Source organism: Pseudomonas aeruginosa (assembly GCF_001457615.1).
In the GTDB taxonomy this organism is placed as follows: Bacteria; Pseudomonadota; Gammaproteobacteria; order Pseudomonadales; family Pseudomonadaceae; genus Pseudomonas; species Pseudomonas aeruginosa.
Genome location: NZ_LN831024.1, coordinates 2,134,888 through 2,158,471, shown reverse-complemented (window position 1 = coordinate 2,158,471; position 23,584 = coordinate 2,134,888). Strand labels below are relative to the sequence as shown.

Genomic DNA, 23,584 nt, shown 5'->3' with positions numbered 1-23,584 from the left:
CGAGCAGCTGGGCTGCGGGTAAGTGTATAGAAAGGGTTTTCTGCTTTTCAAGCTGAACGCCTCACCTTCCCACGGCCACTTCGATAATTCTATCTAATAACCCGGCTGCAATTCCGCAACGAATTCTAGACAGCGCTTATGACAGACCCGAGAAAGGTAACGTCACATTCAGCTCATGTACATCCCACCATTGACCGGCACGGTGGCCCCGGTCACATAGGCTGCGCCGTCCGAAGCGAGGAAGCCGACCACCTTGGCGATCTCTTCCGCCTGCCCCAGGCGACCCAGCGGAATCTGGCCCAGCAGCGCTTCGCGCTGGGCTTCCGGCAGCTCGCGGGTCATGTCGGTGTCGATGAAGCCCGGCGCCACCGCATTCACGGTAATGGCACGCGAACCGACTTCCCGGGCCAGCGCACGGGTGAAGCCCTCCAGGCCGGCCTTCGCCGCGGCATAGTTGGTTTGCCCGGCATTGCCCATGGCGCCGACCACGGAACCGATGTTGATGATGCGCCCCCAGCGGGCCTTGGTCATACCGCGCAGAACGGCTTTCGACAGACGGTAGAGACTGTTCAGGTTGGTGTTGACCACATCGAACCACTCGTCGTCTTTCATGCGCACCAGCAGATTATCGCGGGTGATGCCGGCGTTATTGACCACGATCAGCGGTTGGCCGAGATGCTGCTGGATGTGCTCCAGGGTCGCGGCTACGGATTCGTCGCTGGAAACGTCCAGGACCAGGCCCGCACCCTCGACGCCATTGGCCTTGAGGGTTTCGGCGATCTTCTCGGCGCCGGACGCGCTGGTCGCGGTGCCGATGACCACGGCACCCAGGCGCCCCAGTTCCAGCGCAATCGCCTGGCCGATGCCACGGCTGGCGCCGGTTACCAATGCGACCTTACCTTGCAGACTCATGGGATTCTCTCCTTTCTCTCTCTCAGGCCAGGGCGGCGCGCGTGGCGGCGAACGCCTCGACGCCATCCAGGCCATGGGTATTGATGCCCTTCGCGCAGCGCCTGTTGAGGCCTGCCAGGACCTTGCCCGGCCCGCACTCGACCAGCTCGGTGACGCCCTTTTCCGCCAGCAGCTGGATGCTCTCCACCCAGCGAACCGGGCTGTACAGCTGTGCCAGCAGGTCGCGGCGCAGCGTATCGAGATCAGCCGGCACGGCGGCGCTGACGTTCTGCACCAGCGCAATCTTCGGCGCCTGCCACTGCAGGCTTTCGACCGAGGCGGCGAACTGCTCGGCGGCCGGACGCATCAGTTCGCAATGCGACGGCACGCTGACTGGCAGCGCCACCGCGCGCTTGGCGCCGCGTGCCTTGCATGCCTCGATGGCACGCTCAACGGCAGCCGCGGCACCGGCGATCACTACCTGCCCCGGCGCGTTGAAGTTGACCGCGCTGACCACCTCGCCCTGGGCCGCCTCGGCACAGGCCGCCAATACATCGGCGTCTTCCAGGCCAAGGATCGCGGCCATGCCGCCCTGCCCCGCCGGAACCGCCTGCTGCATCAGTTGGCCCCTACGCTCGACCAGCTTGACCGCATCGGCGAACGCCAGGCTTTCGGCCGCGACCAGCGCGGAATATTCGCCCAGGCTGTGCCCGGCGACGAACGCTGGGCGCGCACCGCCCTCGGCCAGCCAGAGGCGCCAGAGCGCGATCGAAACCGTGAGGATGGCCGGCTGGGTCTTGTCGGTCTGGTTCAGGCGCTCTTCAGGACCATTCTGGACCAGCGCCCAAAGGTCGTAACCGAGCGCCTCGGAGGCCTCGGCGAAGGTATCGCGCACCAGCGCCTGCTGGGCGCCCAGCTCGGCCAGCATGCCGAGGGATTGCGAACCCTGGCCGGGGAAGACGAATGCGAGGGATGCAGACATTGAATAGGTCCCTTGTGGTCTTTTGCTCGTCGGAGATAACGCGCCAGCCGCGACTGGCGCAGGAAACTGAGTGTTGGATGGCTGCCTGGACCGCCCGGTCACACATTAGAGCAGCAGATGCTCGAGACGGCCATGCAATCGTTGCGGCAGGTTTTCCCGGACTTCCAGTGCCGCGCGACGCAAGGCGCTCTGGAAACCCTCCTCGGCGGCAGACCCATGGCTTTTCACCACTATCCCCTGCAATCCGAGGAAACTGGCGCCGTTATAGCGTGCCGGAGCGATATCGCCGCGCAGCCGGCGCAGCAGCGGCAACGCCAGCGCACCGACCAGCTTCGCCGCCAGTCCATCGCGGAAGCGCTGTTCGATCCGCGCCGACACCATGGCAGCCAGGCCTTCGCTGGCCTTCAGCAGGATGTTGCCGACGAAACCGTCGCAGACCACCACGTCGGCCTCGCCGCGATACAGGCCATCGCCCTCTATGTATCCGCTGAAATTCAACCCCTGCGCCTTCTGCAACAGACTCGCCGCCAGCTTGACCTGCTGGTTGCCCTTGATCTCCTCGGTCCCCACGTTGAGCAGGGCGACCCGGGGCGAGACGCAGCCCAAGGCCTCTGCCGCCACCGCGCCCATCACCGCGAACTGATAGAGATGCTCGGCACTGCAATCCACGTTGGCGCCGAGGTCGAGCAGATGACAATGCCCCTTCTCGGTCGGAACCGCCGTCACCATCGCAGGGCGGTCGATACCGGGCAGGGTCTTCAGCAGGTGCCGCGACAGCGCCATCAACGCCCCGGTATTGCCGGCGCTGACGCACGCGTGCGCCCGGCCGTCGCGGACCAGCTCCAGCGCCACGCGCATGGAAGCGTCCGGCTTGCCACGCAAGGCCTGGGAGGGACGTTCGTCTGAACCTATCACTTCGCTGGCCGCATGCACACGCAGGCGCTGCCGGTCGAGCGACGGATAGCGGGAAAGGAGTTCTTCGAGGAGGGCAGGCTGACCGACGAGGATCAGTTGCGAAGAGGAATTCTCGGCCAGGAAGGCAATAGAGGCCGGAACAACGCAGTGGGGACCGAAGTCCCCACCCATTGCATCAATCGCGATGATTGGTGCGGACAAGGATTACTCGTCGGAGCCCTTGTCTACTACCTTACGGCCGCGATAGAAGCCGTCCGGGGATACGTGGTGGCGCAGGTGGACTTCACCGGTGCTCTTTTCCACGGACAGAGCATTGGACTCGAGCGCATCGTGGGAACGACGCATGTCACGAGCGGAACGAGACTTTTTGTTCTGCTGAACAGCCATGATTGATTAACTCCTAAACGTTTGGGTCACGCTTCAACTGTGCCAGTACGCTGAACGGATTAGGACGCTTGTCCTCGACTTCGCTCGACTCCGGCTCGTCTTCGACGACGAATCCAGCCGGGTGCTGACATACTTCGGGGTCATGGGCCGGAACGATGGGTAAGGCGAGCAACAGCTCGTCCTCGACCAGCGCCAGCAGGTCCAGGGGTTCCTCCCCCACTTCCAGCGCATCGTACCCCTTCGGCAGACCGTCGGCGGACTGACCTTCCCGAAGAATGGCGTAGGTATATTCGCCATGCACGGGAATGGCCGCCGCATCCAGGCAGCGTTGGCATACCATGCTCACCTCGGTATCGAGCTGCATATGCATGACCGCCAGCTTCTGGTGGTCGCGCTCGAAGGAAACCTTCACGCGCACCTCACCGGCATCGCTGGTCAGTTGCTCGCATACACGCGGCATATCGGCGAGCGCGTACACACCCTCGAGGGTGGCGCCGCGGTCGACCAACTTGCGCGGATCGATATGAGGTGGAATCGGCCCATTCAACATAAGCGCGCCATTATAGGGACGCCCCCGCGCCTGTCAAAGGAAATTAGCCATAAACCGCTGTAAGGACGAGTCTTTTCGTTAAAATCGGCCGCTCGCCATGGAGAACCTCATGCCCGACCTGATCCTCGCCTCCAGCTCCCCCTACCGACGCGAACTCCTGACCCGCCTGCGCCTTCCCTTCGAAAGCGCCAGCCCCGATATCGACGAAAGCCATCGCCCCGGGGAAAGTGCCGAGGAACTGGTGCGCCGCCTTTCCGCCAGCAAGGCCGAAGCGCTGGCCGGACGCTATCCGCAACACCTGGTGATCGGCTCCGACCAGGTCGCCGTACTCGACGGCAACATCCTCGGCAAGCCGCACACCCCCGAACGCGCCATCCAGCAGCTACGGGACGCCAGCGGCAAGAGCGTGACCTTCCTCACCGGACTGGCCCTCCTCAACAGCGCCAGCCGACGCATCCAGGTGGCATGCGTGCCGTTCACCGTGCACTTCCGCCACCTCGACGAGAGCCGCATCCGCCGCTACGTCGAAGCGGAACGCCCGCTGGACTGCGCCGGCAGCTTCAAGGCGGAAGGCCTGGGCGTCAGCCTGTTCCGCTCCACCGAAGGAGAGGACGCCACCAGCCTGGTGGGACTGCCCCTGATCCGCCTGGTCGACATGCTCCTCGAGGAAGGCGTCGAAATCCCCTGAGCCGGCATTCCCATATCCGGCATTCCCATATAAAGAAGCCCGGCTTCGGCCGGGCTTCTTTATATAAGGAAGGGAAACGCTCTCAGCGCAATACCGGGCCCTGCCAGCCCATCCACAGCGCGAGGCGCTCCGCCACACTGGCACCGAACTTCTTGGCGAAGCGATCGAAAGGCGACTCCTGCACGGTGTAGTCCTCGATCTTCTTCTCCTTCACCACTTCGCGCGCCACATAGCTGGCATTGCCCAGGCCGTCGATCAAACCCAGCTGCAATGCCTGTTCGCCGGACCAGACCAGACCCGAGAACAGCTCCGGATGCCCCTCGACCTTGAGCCGGTCGCCGCGCCCTTTTTTCACGCTGTCGATGAACTGCTTGTGGGTGGTATCCAGCACCTGCTGCCAGAACTGGGTCTCCTCGGGCTTTTGCGGCTGGAAAGGATCGAGGAACGACTTGTGCTCGCCGGAGGTATAGACGCGCCGCTCGACACCGAGCTTCTCCATGGTGCCGACGAAACCGAAGCTGGCCGCCGTCACGCCGATGGAGCCGACCAGGCTGGCCTTGTCGGCGTAGATCTGGTCGGCGGCGCTGGCGATGTAGTAGGCGCCGGAGGCACCCAGGTCGCTGATCACCGCATAGACCTTGACGTTCGGGTGCTCGCCGCGCAGGCGACGAATCTCGTCATAGATATAGCCGGACTGCACCGGACTGCCGCCCGGACTGCTGATCCGCAGGACGATCCCCTTGGTACCCTCATCCTTGAACGCCGCGCGCAGGGCAGTGACGATATTGTCGGCACTGGCCGGCTCATCGTCGGCGATCATGCCCTTCACCTCGATCAGTGCCGTGTGGCTACCGCTGCGCGAGGCCGATTTCTCCAGGCTGCCGAACGGACTGAAGGCCAGCAGCACGACAAAGAGATAGATGAAGGTCAGCGACTTGAAGAATATCCCCCAGCGCCGCGCCCGCCGCTGCTCCTGGACCCCGGCGAGGACCGCCTTTTCCAGCAGCTTCCAGCTCTTGTCGTCATTCGCTTTCGGCGTTTCCGACTTCCACTCGTCAGACATGCTCAACCACTCCTGAAACCGCCTCACGTCGAGCACCGCCCAACCAGGCGCGCAACTCGGTGAAATGCTCAACTTCCAGCTGCGGCGCATAAGGCCGCAACTGCTCCAGCGATTGGGCGCCATAGGCCACCGCAACCGAATCCATCCCCGCCCGTCGCGCCATTTCCAGGTCGAACGGCGAATCACCGATCATCAGCGCCCGCCCCGGCTCGACCCGGCAGTGCGCCAGGATCTCGTGGAGCATCAACGGGTCCGGCTTGCTGGCCGTTTCGTCGGCGCAGCGGGTGATATCGAAGAAATCGCTCCAGCCATGCCCCGCCAGCACCCGGTCCAGGCCGCGCCGACTCTTGCCGGTGGCGACCGCCAGGCGGAACCCGGCCTCGCGAAAATGCACCATGGCTTCGGCCACGCCGGGGAACAACCGCGACGGCTGCGCTTCCTGCGCCAGGTAATGCTCGCTGTAGGCACACCGGAAACGCTCGACCAGAGCAGGATCGCCAACCTCCGGATAGAGCGAAGCGATCGCCTCGGGCAAGCCGAGGCCGATGATGCCCTTGATCCGGGTATCGTCCCGCTCCGGCAGAGCGGTTTCCCGCGCCGCCGCCTTCATCGAATCGACGATGCGCGCGATCGAGTCGACCAGGGTGCCGTCCCAATCGAATACCAGCAACGCGTAGTCAGTCATTCAAACGCTCCAGCGAACGCTGCCACATCTCGTCCACCGGCGCCTCCAGCTCCAGCACCTGCCCGTCGGGCAGCGGCACGCGCAACTGCGCGGCATGCAGGAACAGGCGCTTGCCGCCCAGCTCGCGGATCTCGCGGGAGAAATCCTCGTCGCCATACTTCGGGTCGCCGGCGATGGCATGCCCGGCGTGCTTGGCATGCACGCGGATCTGGTGGGTCCGCCCGGTGATCGGGCGTGCTTCCACCAGGGTGGCGAAATCGCCGAAGCGACGCAGCACCCGGAACTCGGTCAGCGCGTCCTTGCCCTCGACGTTCACCTCTACCATTCGCTCGCCCGAACGCAGGTTGTTCTTCAGCAGCGGCGCGCGCACGTTCTTCTTGCCAGCCGGCCAGTGGCCACGGACCAGGGCGTGATAGCGCTTGTCGACGATCTTCTCGCCCCGCAGGGCCTCATGCAGGTGACGCAACATGCTGCGCTTCTTGGCGATCATCAGCAGGCCGGAGGTATCGCGATCGAGACGATGCACCAATTCGATATCCTTGGCATCGGGGCGCAACTGGCGAAACACCTCGATGACCCCGGCGCTCACGCCGCTGCCGCCATGCACGGCGATCCCGGCGGGCTTGTTGACCACGATCAGCGCCTTGTCCTCGTAGACGATCGCCGCCTCCATCCGCTCCAGCAGCCCCTGCGCCAGCGGCGCCGGCTCATCACGCTCGGCCAGGCGCAGCGGCGGCACGCGCACCTGGTCTCCGGCCTGGAGCCGATAGTCGGGCTTGATCCGCCCCTTGTTCACGCGCACTTCGCCCTTACGCAGGATGCGATAGATCAGGGTCTTGGGCGCACCCTTGAGACGGGCGATAAGGAAATTGTCGATACGTTGACCAGCCAGTTCCGGCGGCACATCGAGCAGCTGGACACCGGTGGTCGGAGAGGCGGGAGTAGTCATCCGTACATCATAACAATTTTTCATTCAATTGAAGCACTTAATCATTGCTGCTATAGTCGGGAAGCCGCCATAAGCGGCCTGGCCTGCGGATGATTGCCAACCTGCATTTCCCCCTCGCCTGCAAACACTTTGAACGGACGTCAGGCCGTCCTACAGAGGCGTTTCAGCGGAAATACGAAAATTTCCAACCCGCTAACGACTCGAAACCAAAGCCTTGAAACATGAGCCGCGACCACTTCGGTGAGCGCGAGATGCCAACCCGCTCCGGATACTGCGAGCGGCGCCCGATTCTTAAGGAACATGTGTAGGGTGGAGATGTACGGCTGTTGGACTGCGTAGCTTCTAGCTTGATCCAGACGCATTTTTCGTCCGCCTCCGACAGCCGATTCCTCCTCCTGACTCAAGTGCTTCTGAAACACAGGAAGCAGGAGACGTAGTCGCGGACCGGCACCCAGTGCCGAGCGCCGCTGGACACGGGAATGGCCCGCCATTCCTGAATACGCGCCCGAGCACCGACCGTGAGAGTCGTGTGTGCCGATCGCCGTTTCCGGCAGCCCCGGAAACCATTGGTACTACATGAAAAGAATGCTGATCAACGCGACTCAACCCGAGGAGTTGCGTGTTGCACTGGTCGACGGCCAACGCCTGTTCGACCTCGACATCGAGTCGGGCGCCCGCGAGCAGAAGAAGGCCAACATCTACAAAGGCCGCATCACTCGCGTCGAACCCAGCCTCGAAGCCGCCTTCGTCGACTTCGGCGCCGAACGCCACGGCTTCCTCCCCCTCAAAGAAATCTCCCGCGAATACTTCAAGAAATCCCCCGAAGGCCGGATCAACATCAAGGAAGTCCTGAGCGAAGGCCAGGAAGTCATCGTCCAGGTCGAGAAGGAAGAGCGCGGCAACAAGGGCGCCGCCCTGACCACCTTCATCAGCCTGGCCGGCCGTTACCTGGTGCTGATGCCGAACAACCCGCGCGCCGGCGGCATCTCCCGCCGTATCGAAGGCGAAGAGCGCAACGAGCTGCGCGAGGCCCTGAACGGCCTCAACGCACCGGCCGACATGGGCCTGATCGTGCGCACCGCCGGCCTCGGCCGCAGCACCGAGGAACTGCAGTGGGACCTCGACTACCTGCTGCAACTGTGGAGCGCGATCAAGGAAGCGTCCGGCGAACGTGGCGCGCCCTTCCTGATCTACCAGGAAAGCAACGTCATCATCCGCGCCATCCGCGACTACCTGCGCCAGGACATCGGCGAAGTGCTGATCGACAGCATCGACGCCCAGGAAGAAGCCCTGAACTTCATCCGCCAGGTGATGCCGCAGTACGCCAGCAAGGTGAAGCTGTACCAGGACAGCGTTCCGCTGTTCAATCGCTTCCAGATCGAGAGCCAGATCGAGACCGCTTTCCAGCGCGAAGTGAAGCTGCCGTCCGGCGGCTCCATCGTCATCGACCCGACCGAGGCCCTGGTTTCCATCGACATCAACTCGGCGCGCGCCACCAAGGGCGGCGACATCGAGGAAACCGCCCTGCAGACCAACCTGGAAGCGGCCGAGGAAATCGCCCGCCAGCTGCGCCTGCGTGACATCGGCGGCCTGATCGTCATCGACTTCATCGACATGACCCCGGCGAAGAACCAGCGCGCCGTGGAAGAGCGTGTCCGCGAAGCCCTCGAGGCCGACCGCGCGCGCGTCCAGGTCGGTCGCATCTCGCGCTTCGGCCTGCTGGAAATGTCCCGCCAGCGCCTGCGTCCGTCCCTCGGCGAGACCAGCGGCATCGTCTGCCCGCGCTGCAACGGCCAGGGCATCATCCGCGACGTCGAGTCGCTGTCGCTGGCCATCCTGCGCCTGATCGAGGAAGAAGCCCTGAAGGACCGCACCGCGGAAGTCCGCGCCCGCGTGCCCTTCCAGGTCGCCGCCTTCCTGCTCAACGAGAAGCGCAACGCCATCACCAAGATCGAACTGCGTACCCGCGCGCGCATCTTCATCCTGCCGGACGATCATCTGGAAACCCCGCATTTCGAAGTCCAGCGTCTGCGCGATGACAGCCCCGAACTGGTTGCCGGCCAGACCAGCTACGAAATGGCCACCGTCGAGCACGAAGAAGCCCAGCCGGTCAGCTCGACCCGCACCCTGGTCCGCCAGGAAGCAGCAGTCAAGACCGTCGCTCCCCAGCAGCCCGCACCGCAACACACCGAAGCACCGGTCGAGCCGGCCAAGCCGATGCCCGAGCCGAGCCTGTTCCAGGGCCTGGTGAAGTCCCTGGTCGGCCTGTTCGCAGGCAAGGATCAACCTGCCGCCAAGCCTGCTGAAACCAGCAAGCCGGCTGCCGAGCGCCAAACCCGCCAGGACGAGCGTCGCAACGGCCGCCAGCAGAACCGCCGCCGCGATGGCCGCGATGGCAATCGCCGCGACGAAGAGCGCAAACCGCGCGAGGAGCGTGCAGAGCGTCAACCGCGCGAAGAGCGCAGCGAACGTCGCCGCGAAGAGCGCGCCGAGCGCCCGGCTCGCGAGGAGCGCCAGCCGCGCGAAGGCCGTGAAGAGCGCGCCGAGCGGACACCCCGCGAAGAGCGCCAGCCGCGCGAAGGCCGCGAAGGTCGCGAGGAACGCAGCGAACGCCGCCGCGAAGAGCGCGCCGAACGCCCGGCCCGCGAAGAGCGACAACCCCGCGAAGGCCGTGAAGAACGCGCCGAGCGCCCGGCCCGCGAAGAGCGCCAGCCGCGCGAGGATCGCCAGGCTCGCGACGCCGCGGCCCTGGAAGCCGAGGCACTGCCGAACGACGAGAGCCTGGAGCAGGACGAGCAGGACGATACCGATGGCGAGCGCCCGCGCCGCCGCTCCCGCGGCCAGCGTCGTCGCAGCAACCGCCGCGAACGCCAGCGCGAGGTCAGCGGTGAGCTGGAAGGCAGCGAGGCGACCGATAACGCCGCCGCGCCGCTGAACACCGTCGCAGCCGCCGCTGCTGCCGGTATCGCTGTCGCCAGCGAAGCCGTAGAAGCAAACGTGGAGCAAGCCCCGGCCACTACCAGCGAGGCTGCCAGCGAAACCACGGCAAGCGATGAAACCGACGCGCCGACCAGCGAAGCCGTCGAAACCCAGGGCGCGGACAGCGAGGCCAATGCCGGCGAAACCGCCGACATCGAAGCGCCGGTGACCGTCAGCGTGGTCCGGGACGAAGCCGACCAGAGCACCCTGCTGGTCGCGCAAGCCACTGAAGAAGCTCCCTTCGCCAGCGAAAGCGTGGAAAGCCGCGAAGACGCCGAGAGCGCCGTGCAACCGGCAACGGAAGCGGCCGAAGAAGTTGCCGCCCCGGTGCCCGTCGAAGCAGCAGCCCCTAGCGAGCCCGCAACCACCGAAGAGCCGACCCCGGCCATCGCGGCGGTGCCGGCCAACGCGACCGGCCGTGCCCTCAACGACCCACGGGAAAAACGTCGCCTGCAACGCGAAGCCGAGCGTCTGGCACGCGAAGCCGCAGCAGCAGCCGAAGCGGCAGCTCAGGCCGCTCCCGCCGTCGAGGAGGTCCCGGCTGTAGCGAGCGAGGAAGCGTCGGCCCAGGAGGAACCTGCTGTACCCCAGGCTGAAGAAATCGCCCAGGCCGACGTTCCGTCCCAGGCGGACGAAGCCCAGGAAGCGGTACAGGCCGAGCCTGAAGCTTCCGGCGAAGACGCCACCGACACGGAGCACGCGAAAAAGACCGAGGAAAGCGAAACCTCGCGCCCGCATGCCTGAGTGACAGACTGAAAAAAGGGGATGCCATGGCATCCCCTTTTTTTTGCGTGTCATTCCGCGGCACTCCGGCATACCGCCCGTCATGACCAGAGCCGCCGAACACGCACAATGAAAAAGGGATGCCGCCGGCATCCCTTTTTCATTCTCCAGCCGCACCCTCAGTAGAGATTGGGTTCAGGCTCCAATTCGACGCCGAAACGCCGACGGACGTCCTCCTGGATACGCTCCGCCAATGCCCGGACCTGGGCACCGGTGGCACCGCCATGGTTGACCAGGACCAGCGCCTGCTGCGCGTGTACCCCCACCGGGCCATCGCGAAAGCCCTTCCAGCCGCCCTTGTCGATGAGCCAGCCTGCGGCCAGCTTCAACCGACCGTCCGCCTGCGGATAGCCAACCAGATCCGGGAAGGCCTGACGCAAGCGCTCGGCCTGCCTCGCATCCACCAGCGGGTTCTTGAAGAAGCTGCCGGCATTGCCCAATACGGCGGGGTCGGGCAGCTTCTCCCGGCGAATGGCGCAGATTACCCGGCTTACGTCCCTGGCCGTCGGACTGGCGATGCCCTCCTCCTCCAGGCGCTGGCGTACCGGCCCGTAGTCCAGGTGCAGCCTCTCCCGCCGTGTCAGGCGCAGGCGCACGCGGAGGATCAGCCAGCGATCAGGCTCCTGCTTGAACAGGCTGTCGCGGTAGCCGAAACGGCAGGCCTGGCGATCGAACTCACGCAGGGTTCCATCCTGGCGATCCAGCGCCGTCAGGCTGTCGAAGACATCCTTCAGCTCCACGCCATAGGCGCCGATGTTCTGCATCGGCGCCGCACCCACGGTGCCGGGAATCAGGCTGAGATTTTCCAGACCGGCCAGGCCCCGCTCCAGGCTCCATTGTACGAATGGGTCCCAGGCCTCGCCCGCCTCCGCCTCGACCAACACCGAATCCGCGGCATCGGAAACAATTCGCCGCCCCTGGCTGGCCATGCGCAAAACCAGCGCCTCGAGGTCACGGGTCAGCAGCAGGTTGCTGCCACCACCGATCACCAGCAGCGGCAATCCACGCTCCCGAGCCAGGGCCAGGGCCTCGCGCACATCAGCCTCGTCCCGGGCGTGGGCCAGCAGGCGGGCGCGCACGTCGATGCCGAAGGTGTTATAGGGCTTCAGCGAGCAATGCTCTTGCAGTTCCAGGCTCACAGTCGCCCCTTGGCTTCGATCAACAGACGGTCGCAGGCATGTTCGATCAGGTCGAGGACCTGCTCGAAGCCTTCTTCGCCGCCATAGTAGGGATCGGGTACTTCGTCCCGCTCGGACCCGTAGCGACGCAGGAACAGATCCAGTTCGGCGGCACCGCGCCCGGCACGCAGGGTCTCGAGGTCGGCCAGGTTGGACAGGTCCATGGCCAGGATCAGGTCATGGCAGGAGAAATCCTCGATGCCGACCTGGCGTCCACGCAGTGCCGACAGATCGTAGCCGCGCCTTTGCGCGGCCAGGCGGGTGCGCTGGTCAGGTGCCTTGCCGACATGCCAGCCGGCGGTGCCGGCGGAATCGACATGGATACGGGAGGCCAGCCCGGCCTCCTCGACCTTGCGCCGGAACACGCCTTCGGCGGTGGGCGACCGGCAGATGTTGCCCAGGCAGACGAACAGGACGCGCATCAGCCCCCCAGCACGCGGCGAACGCGTTCGAGGTCTTCCGGCGTATCCACGCCCGGAAGCATGGTTTCGCGGGCATCGGCCACATGGATTCGCACCCCGTGCCAGAGCGCGCGCAATTGCTCGAGGCTTTCGGCGTTCTCCAGCCAGCACGGTCCCCAGGCGACGAAATCGGCAAGGAAACCCACGCGATAGGCGTAGATGCCGATGTGGCGACGATAGGGCACGCCCTCCGGCAGGCTGTCGCGATCGCGGGCGAAGGCGTCGCGAGCCCAGGGCAAGGGCGCACGACTGAAAGTCAGGGCCAGGCCGTCGATGTCGGTGGCGACCTTGACCACGTTCGGATTGAACAGCGCGGAGACCTCATGGATCGGCTCGGCCAGGGTAGCGATGGCGGCCTCCGGGTGCGCCGCCAGGTTGGCCGCCACCTGGTCGATGAGCGCCGGGGGGATCAGCGGCTCGTCGCCCTGGACGTTGACCACGATGGCATCGCTGGCCAGGCCGAGCCGGGAAGCGACTTCCTCCAGGCGATCGGTGCCGGAGTTGTGCTCGGCACGTGTCAGCAGCGCCTCGGCGCCGAACCCCTGGCACGCCGCCAGGATGCGTTCGTCGTCGGTGGCGACGACCACGCGGCTGGCGGCGCTCTTGCGGGCCTGGTTCCAGACGCGCTGGATCATTGGCTGGCCGGCGATATCCTGCAATGGCTTGCCGGGCAGACGAGTGGAGGCGTAGCGGGCGGGAATGACGACAGTGAACGCCTGGGTCATTACTTGTCCAGCCGCTCGTCCACGTTCAGGGAGCGAGCCTCGCTCTCCAGCATCACCGGGATGCCGTCGCGGATCGGATAGGCCAGGCCGGCCTGCTTGCTGATCAGTTCGGTCTTGTCTTCGCTGAGCACCAGCGGGCCCTTGGTCAACGGGCAGGCAAGGATATCGAGGAGTTTCGGGTCCATGGCGGAGTCCTTCATACAATGGCGGCACGGCCGCCGGTCAGCGCGCCAGGAGATGCTCGAGTCGGGCGTCGAACCAGGCGACGAATGCTGGGGAAGGCACCGCATCGACCGCCAGGTACCACCAGTCGGCCGCTGCGAAAGCCCGGCATTTAACGGCATCCTTCTCGGTCATCAGCAGCGGCAGCGGCGGGCTGAACGCCAGTTCGGCCGCCGTGTAGGTCGCGTGATCCGGGAAGGCATGCGGAATCGCCCGCCAGTGTAGCGCCTCGAGCGTCCTGAAGAAACGCTGCGGATTGCCGATCCCGGCCAGGGCATGGACCTCCTGGCCCGCGGGAAAATGCTCCAGCGGTCGGCGCTCGCCGCTCTGCAGGTTGATCAGCGCAGTAGGCTGCAAGCGGAATGCGTAACCGCCGTCAGGATCCTCGTCGGCGCCGTTGTAAAGCAGCGCGTCGACGCTTTCCAGACGCTCCGCCGGTTCGCGCAACGGACCGGCCGGCAGGCAACGACCATTGCCGAGACCGCGCGCGGCATCGATCAGCACCAGCTCCAGATCGCGCGCCAGGCGATAGTGCTGCAAGCCATCGTCGCAGAGGACCAGGTCCAACTGCTCTTCGGCGAGCAGCGCCTGCAGGGCGCGCGGACGATCCGGGTCGATCATCAGCGGCACGCCGCTGCGCCGGACGATCATCAGCGGTTCGTCGCCGGCCTCCGCGGCGTCCTGCTCGGCCCGCACCCGCCACGGCGTGGTGGGCGGCCGGGCACCATAGCCGCGGCTGATCACGCCAACCCGCAAGCCGCGAGCCCTGCAGTGCTCGATCATCCAGAGGATCATCGGCGTCTTGCCGGTTCCGCCGACGGTGATGTTGCCTACCACCAGCACCGGCAGCGGCGCCCGATAGGCGGGCTTGCGCCCGGACAGGAAGTCCGCCCGGCGGCCGTTCGCCACCCGGCGATAGAGAGCCTCCAGCGGACGCAGCAACGCCAGCGCCGGATGCCCCTGGTACCAGGCGGCGAGCAGCCGCTCGGAGAACGACATCAGGGCTTGGCCGCCGTGTTCTCGACCGTGGTGATGCGCAGGTGGACGAAGCCCAGCTTGCCCGCTGCGTCCATCGCCGTGACCACCGACTGGTGGGTGGACTTGGCATCGGCGCTGATCACCACCGGCAGGTTGTTGTCGCCCGCCGATTCACGCTGCATCGCCGCCATCAGGGTGGCCAGGTCGCTCTTGGCCAGCGCCTGCCCGTTCAAGGCGTAGTGCCCCTCGGCATCCACCGAGAGTTCCAGTTGCTTCTGCTCGGTGCCGGCGGTTTCGCCGCTCTCCGCCGATGGCAGCTCGATGTTGAGCTGCTCGGGGCGGGTGAAGGTGGTACTGACCACGAAGAACAGCAGCAGGACGAAGATCACGTCGATCAGCGACGCCAGGTTGATGAAGACGTCTTCACGGGCGGCACCCGCCCGTCTGCGGCGGAATTTCACGCTTTGCCTTCCTCGACGTAGTCGACTTCACGATCGCCCTGCACCACTTCCACCAGCTTGATGGCCTCCTGCTCCATGGCGATCACCAGTTCGTCGACCCGCCGCAGCAGGTAGCGATGGAAGAACACCGCCGGAATCGCCACCAGCAGGCCGGCGGCGGTGGTGATCAATGCCTTGGAGATGCCCGCGGCGAGCATCGGCGAGTTGGCCATGCCGTTGTCCATGAAGGCGCCGAAGATCTGGATCATGCCGAACACCGTACCCAGCAGGCCCAGCAGCGGCGCCATCGCGGCGATGGTGCCGAGGGCGTTGAGGTAGCGCTCCAGCTCGTGGATGACACCGGAAGCAGCCTCCTCGATGCACTCCTTCATGATCTCGCGACCGTGCTTGGAGTTGGCCAGACCGGCGGCGAGGATCTCTCCCAGCGGCGAGTTGGCGCGCAGGTCCTTGAGCTTCTGGGCGCTCAGTTGCTTGCCCTTGATCTGCTTCCACACCTGGCCGAGCAGCTCGGGCGGCGCGACGCGGCTCTTGCGCAGCGTCCACAGGCGCTCCGCGACGATGGCGGTGGCGGCGATCGAACTCAGAATGATCGGCAGCATCATCCAGCCGCCGGCTTGAACCAGTTCCCACACAGTGGCATATCCCCGAAAAAAAAGTGGCGCCACTCTAGCACAGCGACCCTTTTCCGCCGACCGCCACGGTTCTCATTTTTCCCGCCAGAAGTGCGCCGAATCACGCTCCCGGCGTGCGCCGCCACGGCTTCCGAGGAGAAACGTCAGGGCACCGTCGCGTGCCGTGTCGTGGACCTGCGCGGCGACCCTCGCGTAACGCTCCATCACTTCGCCATGGGGATGGCCGAAGGCGTTGCGCCAACCTCGCGAGACCAGCACATGGCGAGGCCGCGTACGCAACACGAAGGCGACTCCGGAGGAACTGCGGCTGCCATGATGCGGCGCCAGCAACCAGTCGACCCGGGGATCGGCCTGTCGCGCCAGCCAGGCATGCTCGGCCGCACGCGAGATGTCCCCGGTCAGCAGCAGGACTTCGCCATCGGCCTCGACCCTCAGCACACAGGAGCGGTCGTTGCTGTCGCCGGCCTGTGCCCATGCCCACTGTTCGAAAACCACGCCATCCCAGGACCAGCTCCGCTCGTCGCAGCTGTCCGCGAACAACGGCGAAGGCAGGCGCGCGGGTTCGCCGCTGACCAGCCAAACCGGCGGGAATCGGGAAGCGACCGTAGGAGCACCGCCTGCATGGTCGTTGTCGGCATGGCTCAGCAACAGGCCGTCCAGGCGCCGCAGGTCCAGGCTGCGCAGCACCGGCACCACCACCCGCTCGCCCATGTCGAACGCCCCCTGCCGCGCACCGCTGTCATAGAGCAAGACATGCTCTCGGGTACGCACCAGCACGGCCAGCCCCTGGCCGACGTCCAGCACCCGCACTTCCGCCCGCCCCCATTCGACAGGCGGCGATGACGGCAACAATGCCGGCAGTAGCAACGCGGCACCGAGGGCACGCAACGGCAAGCCAGCCGGCGCCAGCCAGCAGAGCGCGCCGAGCATGCCCAGCGCTACGCTCCAGGCCGCTGCGGCGGGTGGCTGCCAGGCCTCGGCCAGGCCCGCCAGCAGGCCAAGTGCACGAAACAGCAGGTCCAGCGAAACGCCAGCGGCGCGAAGCAGCCCCTCGCCCAGCCCGGGCACCCATAGCAGCAGGCTCCCCGCCAGGGCCGGGGGCACTACCAGCAGTTCGATCCAAGGCACCGCCAGCAGGTTGGCCGGCGCTCCGCTCAGGCTCAACGGCAGGCCCAGCGCCAGCAGCGGCATCGCCAGCCCCAGCGCCATCCCCCACTGCGCCCGCCCCCAGGCCGCCCACCAGCGCCAGCGCCCAAGGCGCCCGGCGAACAGCCAGAGCAGCAGGGCAACCGCCAGGAACGACAGCCAGAACCCCGCCTGCAGGCTGGCCAGCGGCTCGACCAGCAAGACCAGCACCAGCGTTCCCAGCAGCGGGGTCAGCAAGCCCAGGTGGCGGAAACGCAGGCGCCAGACCAGCGCCAGGCTGACCATCAGGCAAGCACGCCGCACCGGGACCTCGAAACCCGCCATCAACCCGTAGCTCCAGGCACCAAGCAAACCCAGGGCGCAGGCACAGGGCAGCCAGGGCAGGCGCCGCGGCCAGCAGCCCAGGCGATGCAAGGCCGCCACCAGGCCATAGAGCATCCCTGCCAGCAACGAGATATGCGAACCGGAGATGACCATCAGATGCACGGTGCCGGTGTCCTGGAACATGCGCCACTCGGCCGCGCTCAATCCCGAGCCATCCCCCAGCACCAGCGCCGCCAGGGCGGCGCCGCGCCCCTGTGCGTCGACCGCCAGCAGGCGTTGGCGCCAGGCGTCGCGCCAGGCATCCAGGCCGCTGGCCGGCTGCAGGCGTTGGCCCGCCTTCACCGTGCCCACGGCACCGACCCGCTGCGCCAACAACCAGGCCTCGTAGTCGAACCCCGCCGCGTTCACCAGGCCGCGGGGGCGTTTCAGGGTCACCGCCAGGCGCCAGCGTTCGCCGCCCATCAGCGGCGGCGCGCCGCGCCAGCTCAGGCGCAGACGCTCGGGAAGAAGCACGCCCCGCGCAGCGCTGACCTCCTCCAGCCGGAAGCGCGTGACGCCCTCGCCGCTCGCCGGCAGATCGACCACACGCCCCTCCAGCCAAAGGGTGCGACCATCCAGCTCGGCGGCCAGGCGTCCGTCCAGGGCGACTTGCGCCGAGCCGCAGGCCCAGGCGAACCCGAGCAGGAACAACCCCAGCCAGTACAGCCGGCCGAACAGCAGCAACAGTCCGGCGGCGGCCATGCCCAGCAGCCAGCCGACCGACGGCAATTCCGCCAGGAAGCGCAGGGCCAGCAGCCCCGCGGCGAGGGCTGGCAATCCCAGGCGCATGAACGGTTCCTCCCATCCCCGTGGCGCGCCCTCCGCTCCCCGACATGTCACATGGGGTCATACAATGGGCAACGAAATCCTGTCATCTTGCTTGGCATAATACGCAAGCCTATATCCACCGAGAGCCCACATGCCGCGTCGCCTGTTCAAGCGCTACATGCCCGATCCGGAAAGCATCCGCTCGCAGAAGTCGCTGCGCTTTCTCGGCAAGTTGACGCACGATCCCAACCTTTGGCATCTCAATCGCCACTCGGTATCGCGCGCCATGGCCGCCGGGCTGTTCGCCGCCTTCATCCCGATGCCGATGCAGATGCTGCTGGCGGCCGGTCTGGCGGTGTGGATTCGGAGCAATCTGCCAATCTCCGTCGGATTGGTCTGGCTGACCAATCCGATCACGATGCCCCCGGTCTTCTATTGCACCTACAAGCTGGGCGCCTGGTTGATGCAGGTGCCGCCGCGCACCCTGCCGGACCATCTCACCTGGGAATGGATCAGCCAGGAGCTGTCCAGCCTCTGGCAGCCCTTCCTGCTCGGTTCGGTGGTGTGCGGCATCATCGCCGCCATCCTCGGCTACGCGCTGACGATGCTCTACTGGCGCTGGTGGGTGCAGCGCAGTTGGAGCCGACGCTGCCGGCAACGTCGCGAACGGGTCGCCGCGAAGTGATCCGCCGGACATGAAAAAGCCGCCTCGAAGGCGGCTTTTTCGTGGGCCTTGTCCGCCCCGTGCTGGGACTGGCGCAGGCCTTCTCGCTCACTCGTAGCGCAGCGACTCGGCCGGTTGTGTCCGCGCCGCGCGCCAGGATGGGTACAGGGTGGCGAGGAAGCTCATCAGCAATGCAGCGCTGCAGATCAGCACCACGTCCAGCACCTGCAGATCGGAAGGCAGGTAGTTGATGAAGTACACATCCGAGCTGAAGACCTTGTGTCCGACCAACCGTTCGATGCGGTCGATCATCCCGGTGATGTTCAACGCCGCGAACACCCCGAGTACCCCGCCGATGACCGTCCCGATCACGCCGATGACGGTGCCCTGGACCATGAAGATCGCCATGATCTGCCGCGGCGTGGCGCCGAGGGTACGAAGAATCGCGATGTCGGTGCGCTTGTCGGCGACCACCATGATCAGGGTGGCGATGATGTTGAAGGCGGCGACCGCGATGATCAGCAGCAGGAGCAGGCCGATCATGGTCTTTTCCATCTTCATCGCGTTGAACAGGCTGCCCTGGGTCCTGGTCCAGTCGCTGGACCTGAAGCCCTGCCCCAACTCCTTGACCACCTTGGCGGCGACCTGCGGCGACTGGTAGAGATCCTTCAGCTCCAGGCGCACGCTCGGCACCTGGCCCGGTTGCAGGCGCAGCAACTGGCCGGCATCGGCGATGTCGATCAGCGCCAGCGAGTTGTCCAGTTCGGCGCCGACCTTGAACAGGGCGACGATGGTGAAGCGCTGCATGCGCGGAGTGATGCCGCCCGGCGCACTGGTGGCTTCCGGGACGATCAGGGTCAGCTTGTCGCCGACATTGACATGGAAGCGCCGCGCGGTGATCTCGCCGAGGACGATGCCGAACTCGCCAGGCTTGAGGTCGTCCAGGCTGCCCTGGACGATGTGCTCGCCGATGATGGAAACCTTGCGCTCCTCCTGCGGGTCGATGCCGTTGACCAGCACCGGCAGCATGTTGCCCTTGTACGACAGCATGCCCTGCAGTTCGGCGAACGGCGCCGCGCCGACCACCTCGCGGTGCCGAAGCGCCGCGTTGGCGACGGTCTGCCAGTCGTCCAGCGGCTGCGCCGCGCTGATGGTGGCATGCGGCACCATGCCGAGGATCCGCGTGCGCATTTCCTTCTGGAAGCCGTTCATCACCGAGAGCACGATGATCATCGCCAGCACGCCCAGCGCCAGGCCGATCATCGAGGTCAGCGAGATGAACGAGATGTAGTGGTTGCGGCGTTTGGCGCGGGTGTAGCGCAGGCCTATGAAGAACGGTAACGGTCTGAACATGTCGCGGATGCACCGAGTCGATGGGGGATTCGCCGGACGGGAGCGGACGGCGGGCACGCCGTCGCCCCGCTACGCGGCGATCAGTCGGCCTTCTTCCAGGCGCAGGATGCGATCCATGTGCCCGGCCAGCTGGAGATCGTGGGTTACCACCAGGAACGAGGTCTGCAACGAACGGCTCAGTTCCAGCATCAGCTCCTGGATACCCTGGGCGGTATGCTGGTCAAGGTTGCCGGTGGGCTCGTCGAGCAGTACCAGCTGCGGACGGTTGACCAGCGCGCGGGCGATCGCCACCCGCTGGCGCTCGCCGCCGGACAGCTCGGCCGGCTTGTGCGACAGGCGATGACCCAGCCCGACCCGCTCCAGCAGCTCGGCCGCCCGCTGGCGGGCTTCCGCGATCGGCGTGCGGCCGATCAACAGCGGCATGCAGACGTTCTCCAGGGCGGTGAACTCCGGCAACAGGTGGTGGAACTGGTAGACGAAGCCCAGCGCGCGGTTGCGCAGCAGCCCGCGGGCCGTCTCGTTCAGCGCCGAGAGTTCCTCGCCGGCGAGCCAGACGCTGCCGGCGGAGGGCGTGTCCAGGCCGCCGAGCATGTTCAGCAAGGTGCTCTTGCCCGAACCGGAGCTGCCGACGATAGCCACCCGCTCCCCAGGCAGCAGGTTCAACTCGACGCCGGACAGCACCTGCACCGATTGCGGCCCCTCGTCGTAGCTCTTGCTCAGGTTGCGGCAACTCAGCACCGACTTGTCATTCATAACGCAAAGCCTCCGCAGGCTGGGTGCGCGCCGCACGCCAGGCTGGATACAAAGTGGCGAAGAAGCTGAGGACCAGGGCCGCGCCGCAGACCAGCACGACATCGTCGAGCATCAGTTGCGACGGCAGGTAATCGATGAAGTACACGTCGGACGCGAGGAACTGGTGGCCCAGCAGCTTTTCCAGGGCGGAAATCCAGGCGCTGACGTTGAGCGCCGCGACCACCCCGAGGACCCCGCCGACCAGCGTGCCGATCACCCCGATCACCGTGCCCTGGACCATGAAGGTAGCCATGATCTGCCCCGGCGTGGCGCCGAGGGTACGAAGGATGGCGATGTCCGACTTCTTGTCGGTGACCACCATCACCAGGGTGGAAATGATGTTGAACGCGGCGACCGCGACGATCAGCAGCAGCAACAGGCCGATCATGGTCTTTTCCATGCGGATGGCCTGGTACAGGTTGCCGTGGCTGCGCGTCCAGTCGCGGGCGTAGAAGTCATTGTCGGTCAGGGTCCGGGCGATCTCCCAGGCCACCCGCGGCGCCTGGAACAGGTCGTCGAGCTTCAGGCGCAGCCCCTGTACCTGGTTGGTCTTCCAGCGCTGCAGGCGCGCGGCGTCTTCCAGGTGGATCAGCGACAGGCCGCCATCCAGTTCGCCGGCGCCGACGCGGAAGGTGCCGACCACGGTGAAACGCTTCATCCGCGGGAATACCCCGGCCGGGGTGACCGCCACCTCGGGGAGGATCAGGGTGACCTTGTCGCCGATGCCGACGCCGAGCTTCTGCGCCGCCAGTTGGCCGATGACGATGCCGAAGCCGCCGGCCTTGAGTTCCGCCAGCGAGCCCTGCTTGAAGAAATCGGGAATGATCGAGACCTTGGCCTCTTCCAGCGGATCGACCGCATCGACCATCACCGTCTGCACCGCGCCATTGGCGCTGAGCATGCCCTGCATCTGGGTGAACGGCGCTACCGCGGTGACATGCTCGTGGGCCTTGACCTTCTCGGCCAGGGCGCGCCAGTCATCGATGGGCTGGTACGACTCGACGGTGGCCTGCGGCACCATGCCGAGGATGCGGGTACGCATTTCGCGATCGAAGCCGTTCATCACCGAGAGCACCACGATCATCACCAGCACGCCCAGTGCCAGGCCGATCATCGAGGTCAGCGAAATGAAGGAGACGAAATGGCTGCGACGTTTGGCCCGCGTATAGCGCGTGCCGATGAAAACGGACAGGGGTCTGAACATGTCGCCCTTAGCTGGCAGAAAATGGATGCGTCGGGATGGCGAAGTGGCGAGGCATCGCCGGCGGCCTTACACTCTGACCATCACTGCCGCCGTGGGTTCGCCATGTCCACTCGTGACGCGGATGACCGCCGCGAATACTACCGTATCGAAGATACCCTCGCACTGGAATTTCGCCCTGCCGGGGCCGTCGAAGACAGCCTGGAGAGCGAGCCGGGGCCACCCTGTTCAGCCTGCTCAGCGACCTCCACCTGATGGATTACGAGTCGCAGCACCTGCTGCGCCACATCAGCGAACGCGACCGCACGCTGGCCAACTACCTGAAGGTGATGAACAAGCGCATCGACCTGCTTGGCCAGGTCATGGTGCAGAGCCTGCTCAAGGAGATCGGCGAACCGCGCAAGGTCAGCCTGTCCGAGGGGGGAGTCAGCTTCCGCCACGACCGCGCATTGCCGGTCGGCCAGTTGCTCGTCCTGCGCATGGTCCTGTTGCCGCAGGGGTTCGGCCTCGAACTGCGGGCCCGGGTAATCCACGCCCAGCCACACGACGACGAATTCGAGATCGGCACCGAGTTCGAAGCGTTGAGCGACGCACAGCGCCAGTTGCTGGCCCGGCATATCCTCCAGAAGCAGGCCCAGCAGCGCCGCCTGGCACGGGCCGGACAGGGCCCGCTCGGCGAGCCGGGCCAACCTTCTTCGACCTGAAACCTTCTTCGACCTGAGATGTGCCGATGCTCCGTTCGCTACTGCTGTGCTCCCTCCTCCTCGCCCCGCCGCTGTTCGCCGACACCCTGAGCATTCCGCTGGGCGCCCAGGGCGATACCCGGGTCGCCCTGCCCGCGCACGGCGAAAGCCGCGAAGCCGTGCTGCAACGCTTCGGCCTGACCGACGAGGAACATCCCGCGGTCGGCCAGCCGCCCATCGTGCGCTGGGATTACCGCGACTTCTCGGTATATTTCGAAAGCGGCCGGGTGCTCGACAGCGTTCGCCATCATCGGCCGCGGAATCCCGCGCAACCCTCGAACAAGGAGCCACAGTGACTCTCATCTATGGACATCGCGGCGCCAAGGGCGAAGCGCCGGAAAACACCCTGGCCAGCTTCCAGCGCTGCCTGGAGCATGGCGTCAACCGTTGCGAACTGGACCTGCACCTGTCCCGCGACGGCGAACTGATGGTGATCCACGACCCGACCCTGAAGCGCACCACCGGCCGCCGCGGCAAGGTCGCCGAACACGACGCGGCCACCCTGGCCACCTACGACGCGCGCAAGGGCGGCCCCGGCTGGGTACGGCCGACGCCGATCCCGCGGCTGGAGGAGCTGTTCGAGAAGTGCCCGTTCGAGCACTGGCAGCTGGAAGTGAAGAGCGCCTCGCGCGAACGCGCGGCGCGGACGGTAACGCGGATCAGGGAGCTGACCGAGCGCTTCGGCAACCGCGACAAGGTCACCGTCACCAGCGGTTCGCGGACCGTGCTCAAGGCCCTCAACGAACTGACCCCAGAGCTGTCGCGCGGGCTGGTCGCCGAATACGCCTGGCTCGACCCGCTGAAGGTCGCCCAGCACTATGGCTGTGCCCTGCTCGCCCTGAACTGGACCCTATGCACCCCGGAACGCCTGCTCAAGGCCCAGCGCCAGGGGCTTCACGTCTCGGTGTGGACGGTCAACGAACCGGCGCTGATGCGCCGGCTCGCCGACTTCGGCGTGGACAGCCTGATCACAGACTTTCCCGGTTTGGCCAGCGCCACCCTCGGGAATCGCTGAGCACATCCCC

General features: G+C 66.0%; 24 protein-coding genes and 1 pseudogene. 6 read left to right on the top strand and 19 right to left on the bottom strand.

Annotated elements, in window-relative coordinates; translation table 11 throughout:
• Window positions 1-168: 168 nt before the first annotated feature.
• The 5 genes from fabG to AT700_RS09965 form a co-directional block, all read right to left on the bottom strand.
• Window positions 169-912 (bottom strand): 3-oxoacyl-ACP reductase FabG, encoded by a 744-nt coding sequence (fabG, locus tag AT700_RS09985; RefSeq protein WP_003091137.1) that lies wholly within the window; start codon window positions 910-912, stop codon window positions 169-171.
• 22 nt (window positions 913-934) lie between these two features.
• A complete protein-coding gene (gene fabD, locus AT700_RS09980; RefSeq protein ID WP_003091139.1) occupies window positions 935-1,873 on the bottom strand; it encodes an ACP S-malonyltransferase in 939 nt (312 codons plus the stop codon).
• Window positions 1,874-1,978: 105 nt separating this feature from the next.
• Window positions 1,979-2,989 (bottom strand): phosphate acyltransferase PlsX, encoded by a 1,011-nt coding sequence (plsX, locus tag AT700_RS09975; protein ID WP_071533934.1) that lies wholly within the window; start codon window positions 2,987-2,989, stop codon window positions 1,979-1,981.
• Window positions 2,990-2,992: 3 nt separating this feature from the next.
• Window positions 2,993-3,175, bottom strand: coding sequence for a 50S ribosomal protein L32 (gene rpmF / locus AT700_RS09970; protein ID WP_003091143.1), 183 nt, complete (start codon window positions 3,173-3,175; stop codon window positions 2,993-2,995).
• 13 nt (window positions 3,176-3,188) lie between these two features.
• The gene (locus AT700_RS09965; protein WP_003091144.1) at window positions 3,189-3,725 is read right to left on the bottom strand and encodes a YceD family protein; all 537 of its coding nucleotides are present in this window, start codon (window positions 3,723-3,725) and stop codon (window positions 3,189-3,191) included.
• Window positions 3,726-3,834: 109 nt separating this feature from the next.
• Here AT700_RS09965 and AT700_RS09960 point away from each other — a divergent pair, with 109 nt between their 5' ends.
• Window positions 3,835-4,413 (top strand): Maf family protein, encoded by a 579-nt coding sequence (locus AT700_RS09960; protein WP_031640551.1) that lies wholly within the window; start codon window positions 3,835-3,837, stop codon window positions 4,411-4,413.
• 82 nt (window positions 4,414-4,495) lie between these two features.
• Here the strand turns inward: AT700_RS09960 and sppA are convergent, their stop codons facing one another.
• Genes sppA through rluC form a run of 3 tightly spaced genes read right to left on the bottom strand, consistent with a single transcriptional unit; the run spans window position 4,496 to window position 7,110 of the window.
• A complete protein-coding gene (gene sppA, locus AT700_RS09955; protein ID WP_048521018.1) occupies window positions 4,496-5,476 on the bottom strand; it encodes a signal peptide peptidase SppA in 981 nt (326 codons plus the stop codon).
• Window positions 5,469-6,161 carry an HAD-IA family hydrolase gene (locus AT700_RS09950; RefSeq protein WP_033981454.1) on the bottom strand — a complete coding sequence of 231 codons (693 nt, stop codon included), beginning with the start codon at window positions 6,159-6,161 and terminating at the stop codon, window positions 5,469-5,471. Before AT700_RS09950 ends, sppA begins: the two co-directional genes overlap by 8 nt.
• On the bottom strand, window positions 6,154-7,110 hold the full coding sequence (gene rluC / locus AT700_RS09945) for a 23S rRNA pseudouridine(955/2504/2580) synthase RluC (RefSeq protein ID WP_003104143.1): 957 nt from the start codon (window positions 7,108-7,110) through the stop codon (window positions 6,154-6,156). Before rluC ends, AT700_RS09950 begins: the two co-directional genes overlap by 8 nt.
• A 576-nt stretch (window positions 7,111-7,686) precedes the next feature.
• On the opposite strand from rluC, the gene rne reads away from it, so the two are divergent.
• A complete protein-coding gene (gene rne, locus AT700_RS09940; protein WP_048521016.1) occupies window positions 7,687-10,833 on the top strand; it encodes a ribonuclease E in 3,147 nt (1,048 codons plus the stop codon).
• A 158-nt stretch (window positions 10,834-10,991) separates the two neighbouring features.
• On the opposite strand, the gene murB is transcribed toward rne, so the two are convergent.
• The 8 genes from murB to AT700_RS09900 form a co-directional block, all read right to left on the bottom strand.
• Window positions 10,992-12,011: a UDP-N-acetylmuramate dehydrogenase gene (gene murB / locus AT700_RS09935; protein WP_017149173.1), complete on the bottom strand. Its 1,020-nt coding sequence runs from the start codon at window positions 12,009-12,011 to the stop codon at window positions 10,992-10,994.
• Window positions 12,008-12,472, bottom strand: a complete 465-nt coding sequence (locus AT700_RS09930) for a low molecular weight protein-tyrosine-phosphatase (protein ID WP_003091154.1) — start codon at window positions 12,470-12,472, stop codon at window positions 12,008-12,010. The genes murB and AT700_RS09930 overlap by 4 nt, the downstream gene beginning before the upstream one ends.
• Window positions 12,472-13,236 carry a 3-deoxy-manno-octulosonate cytidylyltransferase gene (kdsB, locus tag AT700_RS09925; RefSeq protein WP_003091155.1) on the bottom strand — a complete coding sequence of 255 codons (765 nt, stop codon included), beginning with the start codon at window positions 13,234-13,236 and terminating at the stop codon, window positions 12,472-12,474. Before kdsB ends, AT700_RS09930 begins: the two co-directional genes overlap by 1 nt.
• Window positions 13,236-13,421 (bottom strand): Trm112 family protein, encoded by a 186-nt coding sequence (locus tag AT700_RS09920; RefSeq protein WP_003091157.1) that lies wholly within the window; start codon window positions 13,419-13,421, stop codon window positions 13,236-13,238. Before AT700_RS09920 ends, kdsB begins: the two co-directional genes overlap by 1 nt.
• A 37-nt stretch (window positions 13,422-13,458) precedes the next feature.
• Window positions 13,459-14,457 carry a tetraacyldisaccharide 4'-kinase gene (gene lpxK, locus AT700_RS09915; RefSeq protein WP_003091159.1) on the bottom strand — a complete coding sequence of 333 codons (999 nt, stop codon included), beginning with the start codon at window positions 14,455-14,457 and terminating at the stop codon, window positions 13,459-13,461.
• Entirely contained in the window at window positions 14,457-14,897 is a 441-nt protein-coding gene (locus AT700_RS09910; protein WP_003091161.1) for an ExbD/TolR family protein, read from the bottom strand. Before AT700_RS09910 ends, lpxK begins: the two co-directional genes overlap by 1 nt.
• Window positions 14,894-15,529 (bottom strand): MotA/TolQ/ExbB proton channel family protein, encoded by a 636-nt coding sequence (locus AT700_RS09905; RefSeq protein WP_003091163.1) that lies wholly within the window; start codon window positions 15,527-15,529, stop codon window positions 14,894-14,896. Before AT700_RS09905 ends, AT700_RS09910 begins: the two co-directional genes overlap by 4 nt.
• Window positions 15,530-15,601: 72 nt before the next feature.
• Window positions 15,602-17,827: a DNA internalization-related competence protein ComEC/Rec2 gene (locus tag AT700_RS09900; protein WP_019371624.1), complete on the bottom strand. Its 2,226-nt coding sequence runs from the start codon at window positions 17,825-17,827 to the stop codon at window positions 15,602-15,604.
• Between the two features lie 130 nt (window positions 17,828-17,957).
• Between AT700_RS09900 and AT700_RS09895 the strand changes: the two genes are divergently transcribed.
• On the top strand, window positions 17,958-18,491 hold the full coding sequence (locus AT700_RS09895; RefSeq protein WP_003091165.1) for a DUF2062 domain-containing protein: 534 nt from the start codon (window positions 17,958-17,960) through the stop codon (window positions 18,489-18,491).
• A gap of 87 nt (window positions 18,492-18,578) precedes the next feature.
• On the opposite strand, the gene AT700_RS09890 is transcribed toward AT700_RS09895, so the two are convergent.
• From AT700_RS09890 to AT700_RS09880, 3 genes are all read right to left on the bottom strand, one after another.
• On the bottom strand, window positions 18,579-19,823 hold the full coding sequence (locus tag AT700_RS09890; protein ID WP_034053572.1) for a lipoprotein-releasing ABC transporter permease subunit: 1,245 nt from the start codon (window positions 19,821-19,823) through the stop codon (window positions 18,579-18,581).
• A 69-nt stretch (window positions 19,824-19,892) separates the two neighbouring features.
• Window positions 19,893-20,576 (bottom strand): lipoprotein-releasing ABC transporter ATP-binding protein LolD, encoded by a 684-nt coding sequence (gene lolD, locus AT700_RS09885; protein WP_003091168.1) that lies wholly within the window; start codon window positions 20,574-20,576, stop codon window positions 19,893-19,895.
• Window positions 20,569-21,819, bottom strand: coding sequence for a lipoprotein-releasing ABC transporter permease subunit (locus tag AT700_RS09880; protein ID WP_003091170.1), 1,251 nt, complete (start codon window positions 21,817-21,819; stop codon window positions 20,569-20,571). The genes lolD and AT700_RS09880 overlap by 8 nt, the downstream gene beginning before the upstream one ends.
• Before the next feature lie 102 nt (window positions 21,820-21,921).
• Between AT700_RS09880 and AT700_RS09875 the strand changes: the two are divergent.
• The 3 genes and pseudogenes from AT700_RS09875 to AT700_RS09865 all read left to right on the top strand — a co-directional run bounded on the left by AT700_RS09875 (window position 21,922) and on the right by AT700_RS09865 (window position 23,574).
• Window positions 21,922-22,520: pseudogene (locus AT700_RS09875) on the top strand (PilZ domain-containing protein).
• 26 nt (window positions 22,521-22,546) lie between these two features.
• Complete coding sequence (locus AT700_RS09870) at window positions 22,547-22,855, top strand: hypothetical protein (RefSeq protein WP_048521013.1); 309 nt, start codon at window positions 22,547-22,549, stop codon at window positions 22,853-22,855.
• Window positions 22,852-23,574: a glycerophosphodiester phosphodiesterase gene (locus AT700_RS09865; protein WP_003113986.1), complete on the top strand. Its 723-nt coding sequence runs from the start codon at window positions 22,852-22,854 to the stop codon at window positions 23,572-23,574. The genes AT700_RS09870 and AT700_RS09865 overlap by 4 nt, the downstream gene beginning before the upstream one ends.
• Window positions 23,575-23,584 lie beyond the last annotated feature (10 nt).

Excerpts from the sequence above, each read along its gene's own strand:
- sppA (WP_048521018.1), bottom strand. The coding sequence starts at position 5,476 with ATGTCTGACGAGTGGAAGTCGGAAACGCCGAAAGCGAATGACGACAAG.
- rluC (WP_003104143.1), bottom strand. The coding sequence starts at position 7,110 with ATGACTACTCCCGCCTCTCCGACCACCGGTGTCCAGCTGCTCGATGTG.
- AT700_RS09960 (WP_031640551.1), top strand. The coding sequence starts at position 3,835 with ATGCCCGACCTGATCCTCGCCTCCAGCTCCCCCTACCGACGCGAACTC.
- lolD (WP_003091168.1), bottom strand. The coding sequence starts at position 20,576 with ATGAATGACAAGTCGGTGCTGAGTTGCCGCAACCTGAGCAAGAGCTAC.
- lpxK (WP_003091159.1), bottom strand. The coding sequence starts at position 14,457 with ATGTCGTTCTCCGAGCGGCTGCTCGCCGCCTGGTACCAGGGGCATCCG.
- fabD (WP_003091139.1), bottom strand. The coding sequence starts at position 1,873 with ATGTCTGCATCCCTCGCATTCGTCTTCCCCGGCCAGGGTTCGCAATCC.
- rne (WP_048521016.1), top strand. The coding sequence starts at position 7,687 with ATGAAAAGAATGCTGATCAACGCGACTCAACCCGAGGAGTTGCGTGTT.
- AT700_RS09950 (WP_033981454.1), bottom strand. The coding sequence starts at position 6,161 with ATGACTGACTACGCGTTGCTGGTATTCGATTGGGACGGCACCCTGGTC.
- AT700_RS09900 (WP_019371624.1), bottom strand. The coding sequence starts at position 17,827 with ATGCGCCTGGGATTGCCAGCCCTCGCCGCGGGGCTGCTGGCCCTGCGC.
- kdsB (WP_003091155.1), bottom strand. The coding sequence starts at position 13,236 with ATGACCCAGGCGTTCACTGTCGTCATTCCCGCCCGCTACGCCTCCACT.
- AT700_RS09870 (WP_048521013.1), top strand. The coding sequence starts at position 22,547 with ATGCTCCGTTCGCTACTGCTGTGCTCCCTCCTCCTCGCCCCGCCGCTG.
- fabG (WP_003091137.1), bottom strand. The coding sequence starts at position 912 with ATGAGTCTGCAAGGTAAGGTCGCATTGGTAACCGGCGCCAGCCGTGGC.
- AT700_RS09930 (WP_003091154.1), bottom strand. The coding sequence starts at position 12,472 with ATGCGCGTCCTGTTCGTCTGCCTGGGCAACATCTGCCGGTCGCCCACC.
- AT700_RS09920 (WP_003091157.1), bottom strand. The coding sequence starts at position 13,421 with ATGGACCCGAAACTCCTCGATATCCTTGCCTGCCCGTTGACCAAGGGC.
- AT700_RS09890 (WP_034053572.1), bottom strand. The coding sequence starts at position 19,823 with ATGTTCAGACCGTTACCGTTCTTCATAGGCCTGCGCTACACCCGCGCC.
- AT700_RS09895 (WP_003091165.1), top strand. The coding sequence starts at position 17,958 with ATGCCGCGTCGCCTGTTCAAGCGCTACATGCCCGATCCGGAAAGCATC.
- AT700_RS09965 (WP_003091144.1), bottom strand. The coding sequence starts at position 3,725 with ATGTTGAATGGGCCGATTCCACCTCATATCGATCCGCGCAAGTTGGTC.
- rpmF (WP_003091143.1), bottom strand. The coding sequence starts at position 3,175 with ATGGCTGTTCAGCAGAACAAAAAGTCTCGTTCCGCTCGTGACATGCGT.
- AT700_RS09880 (WP_003091170.1), bottom strand. The coding sequence starts at position 21,819 with ATGTTCAGACCCCTGTCCGTTTTCATCGGCACGCGCTATACGCGGGCC.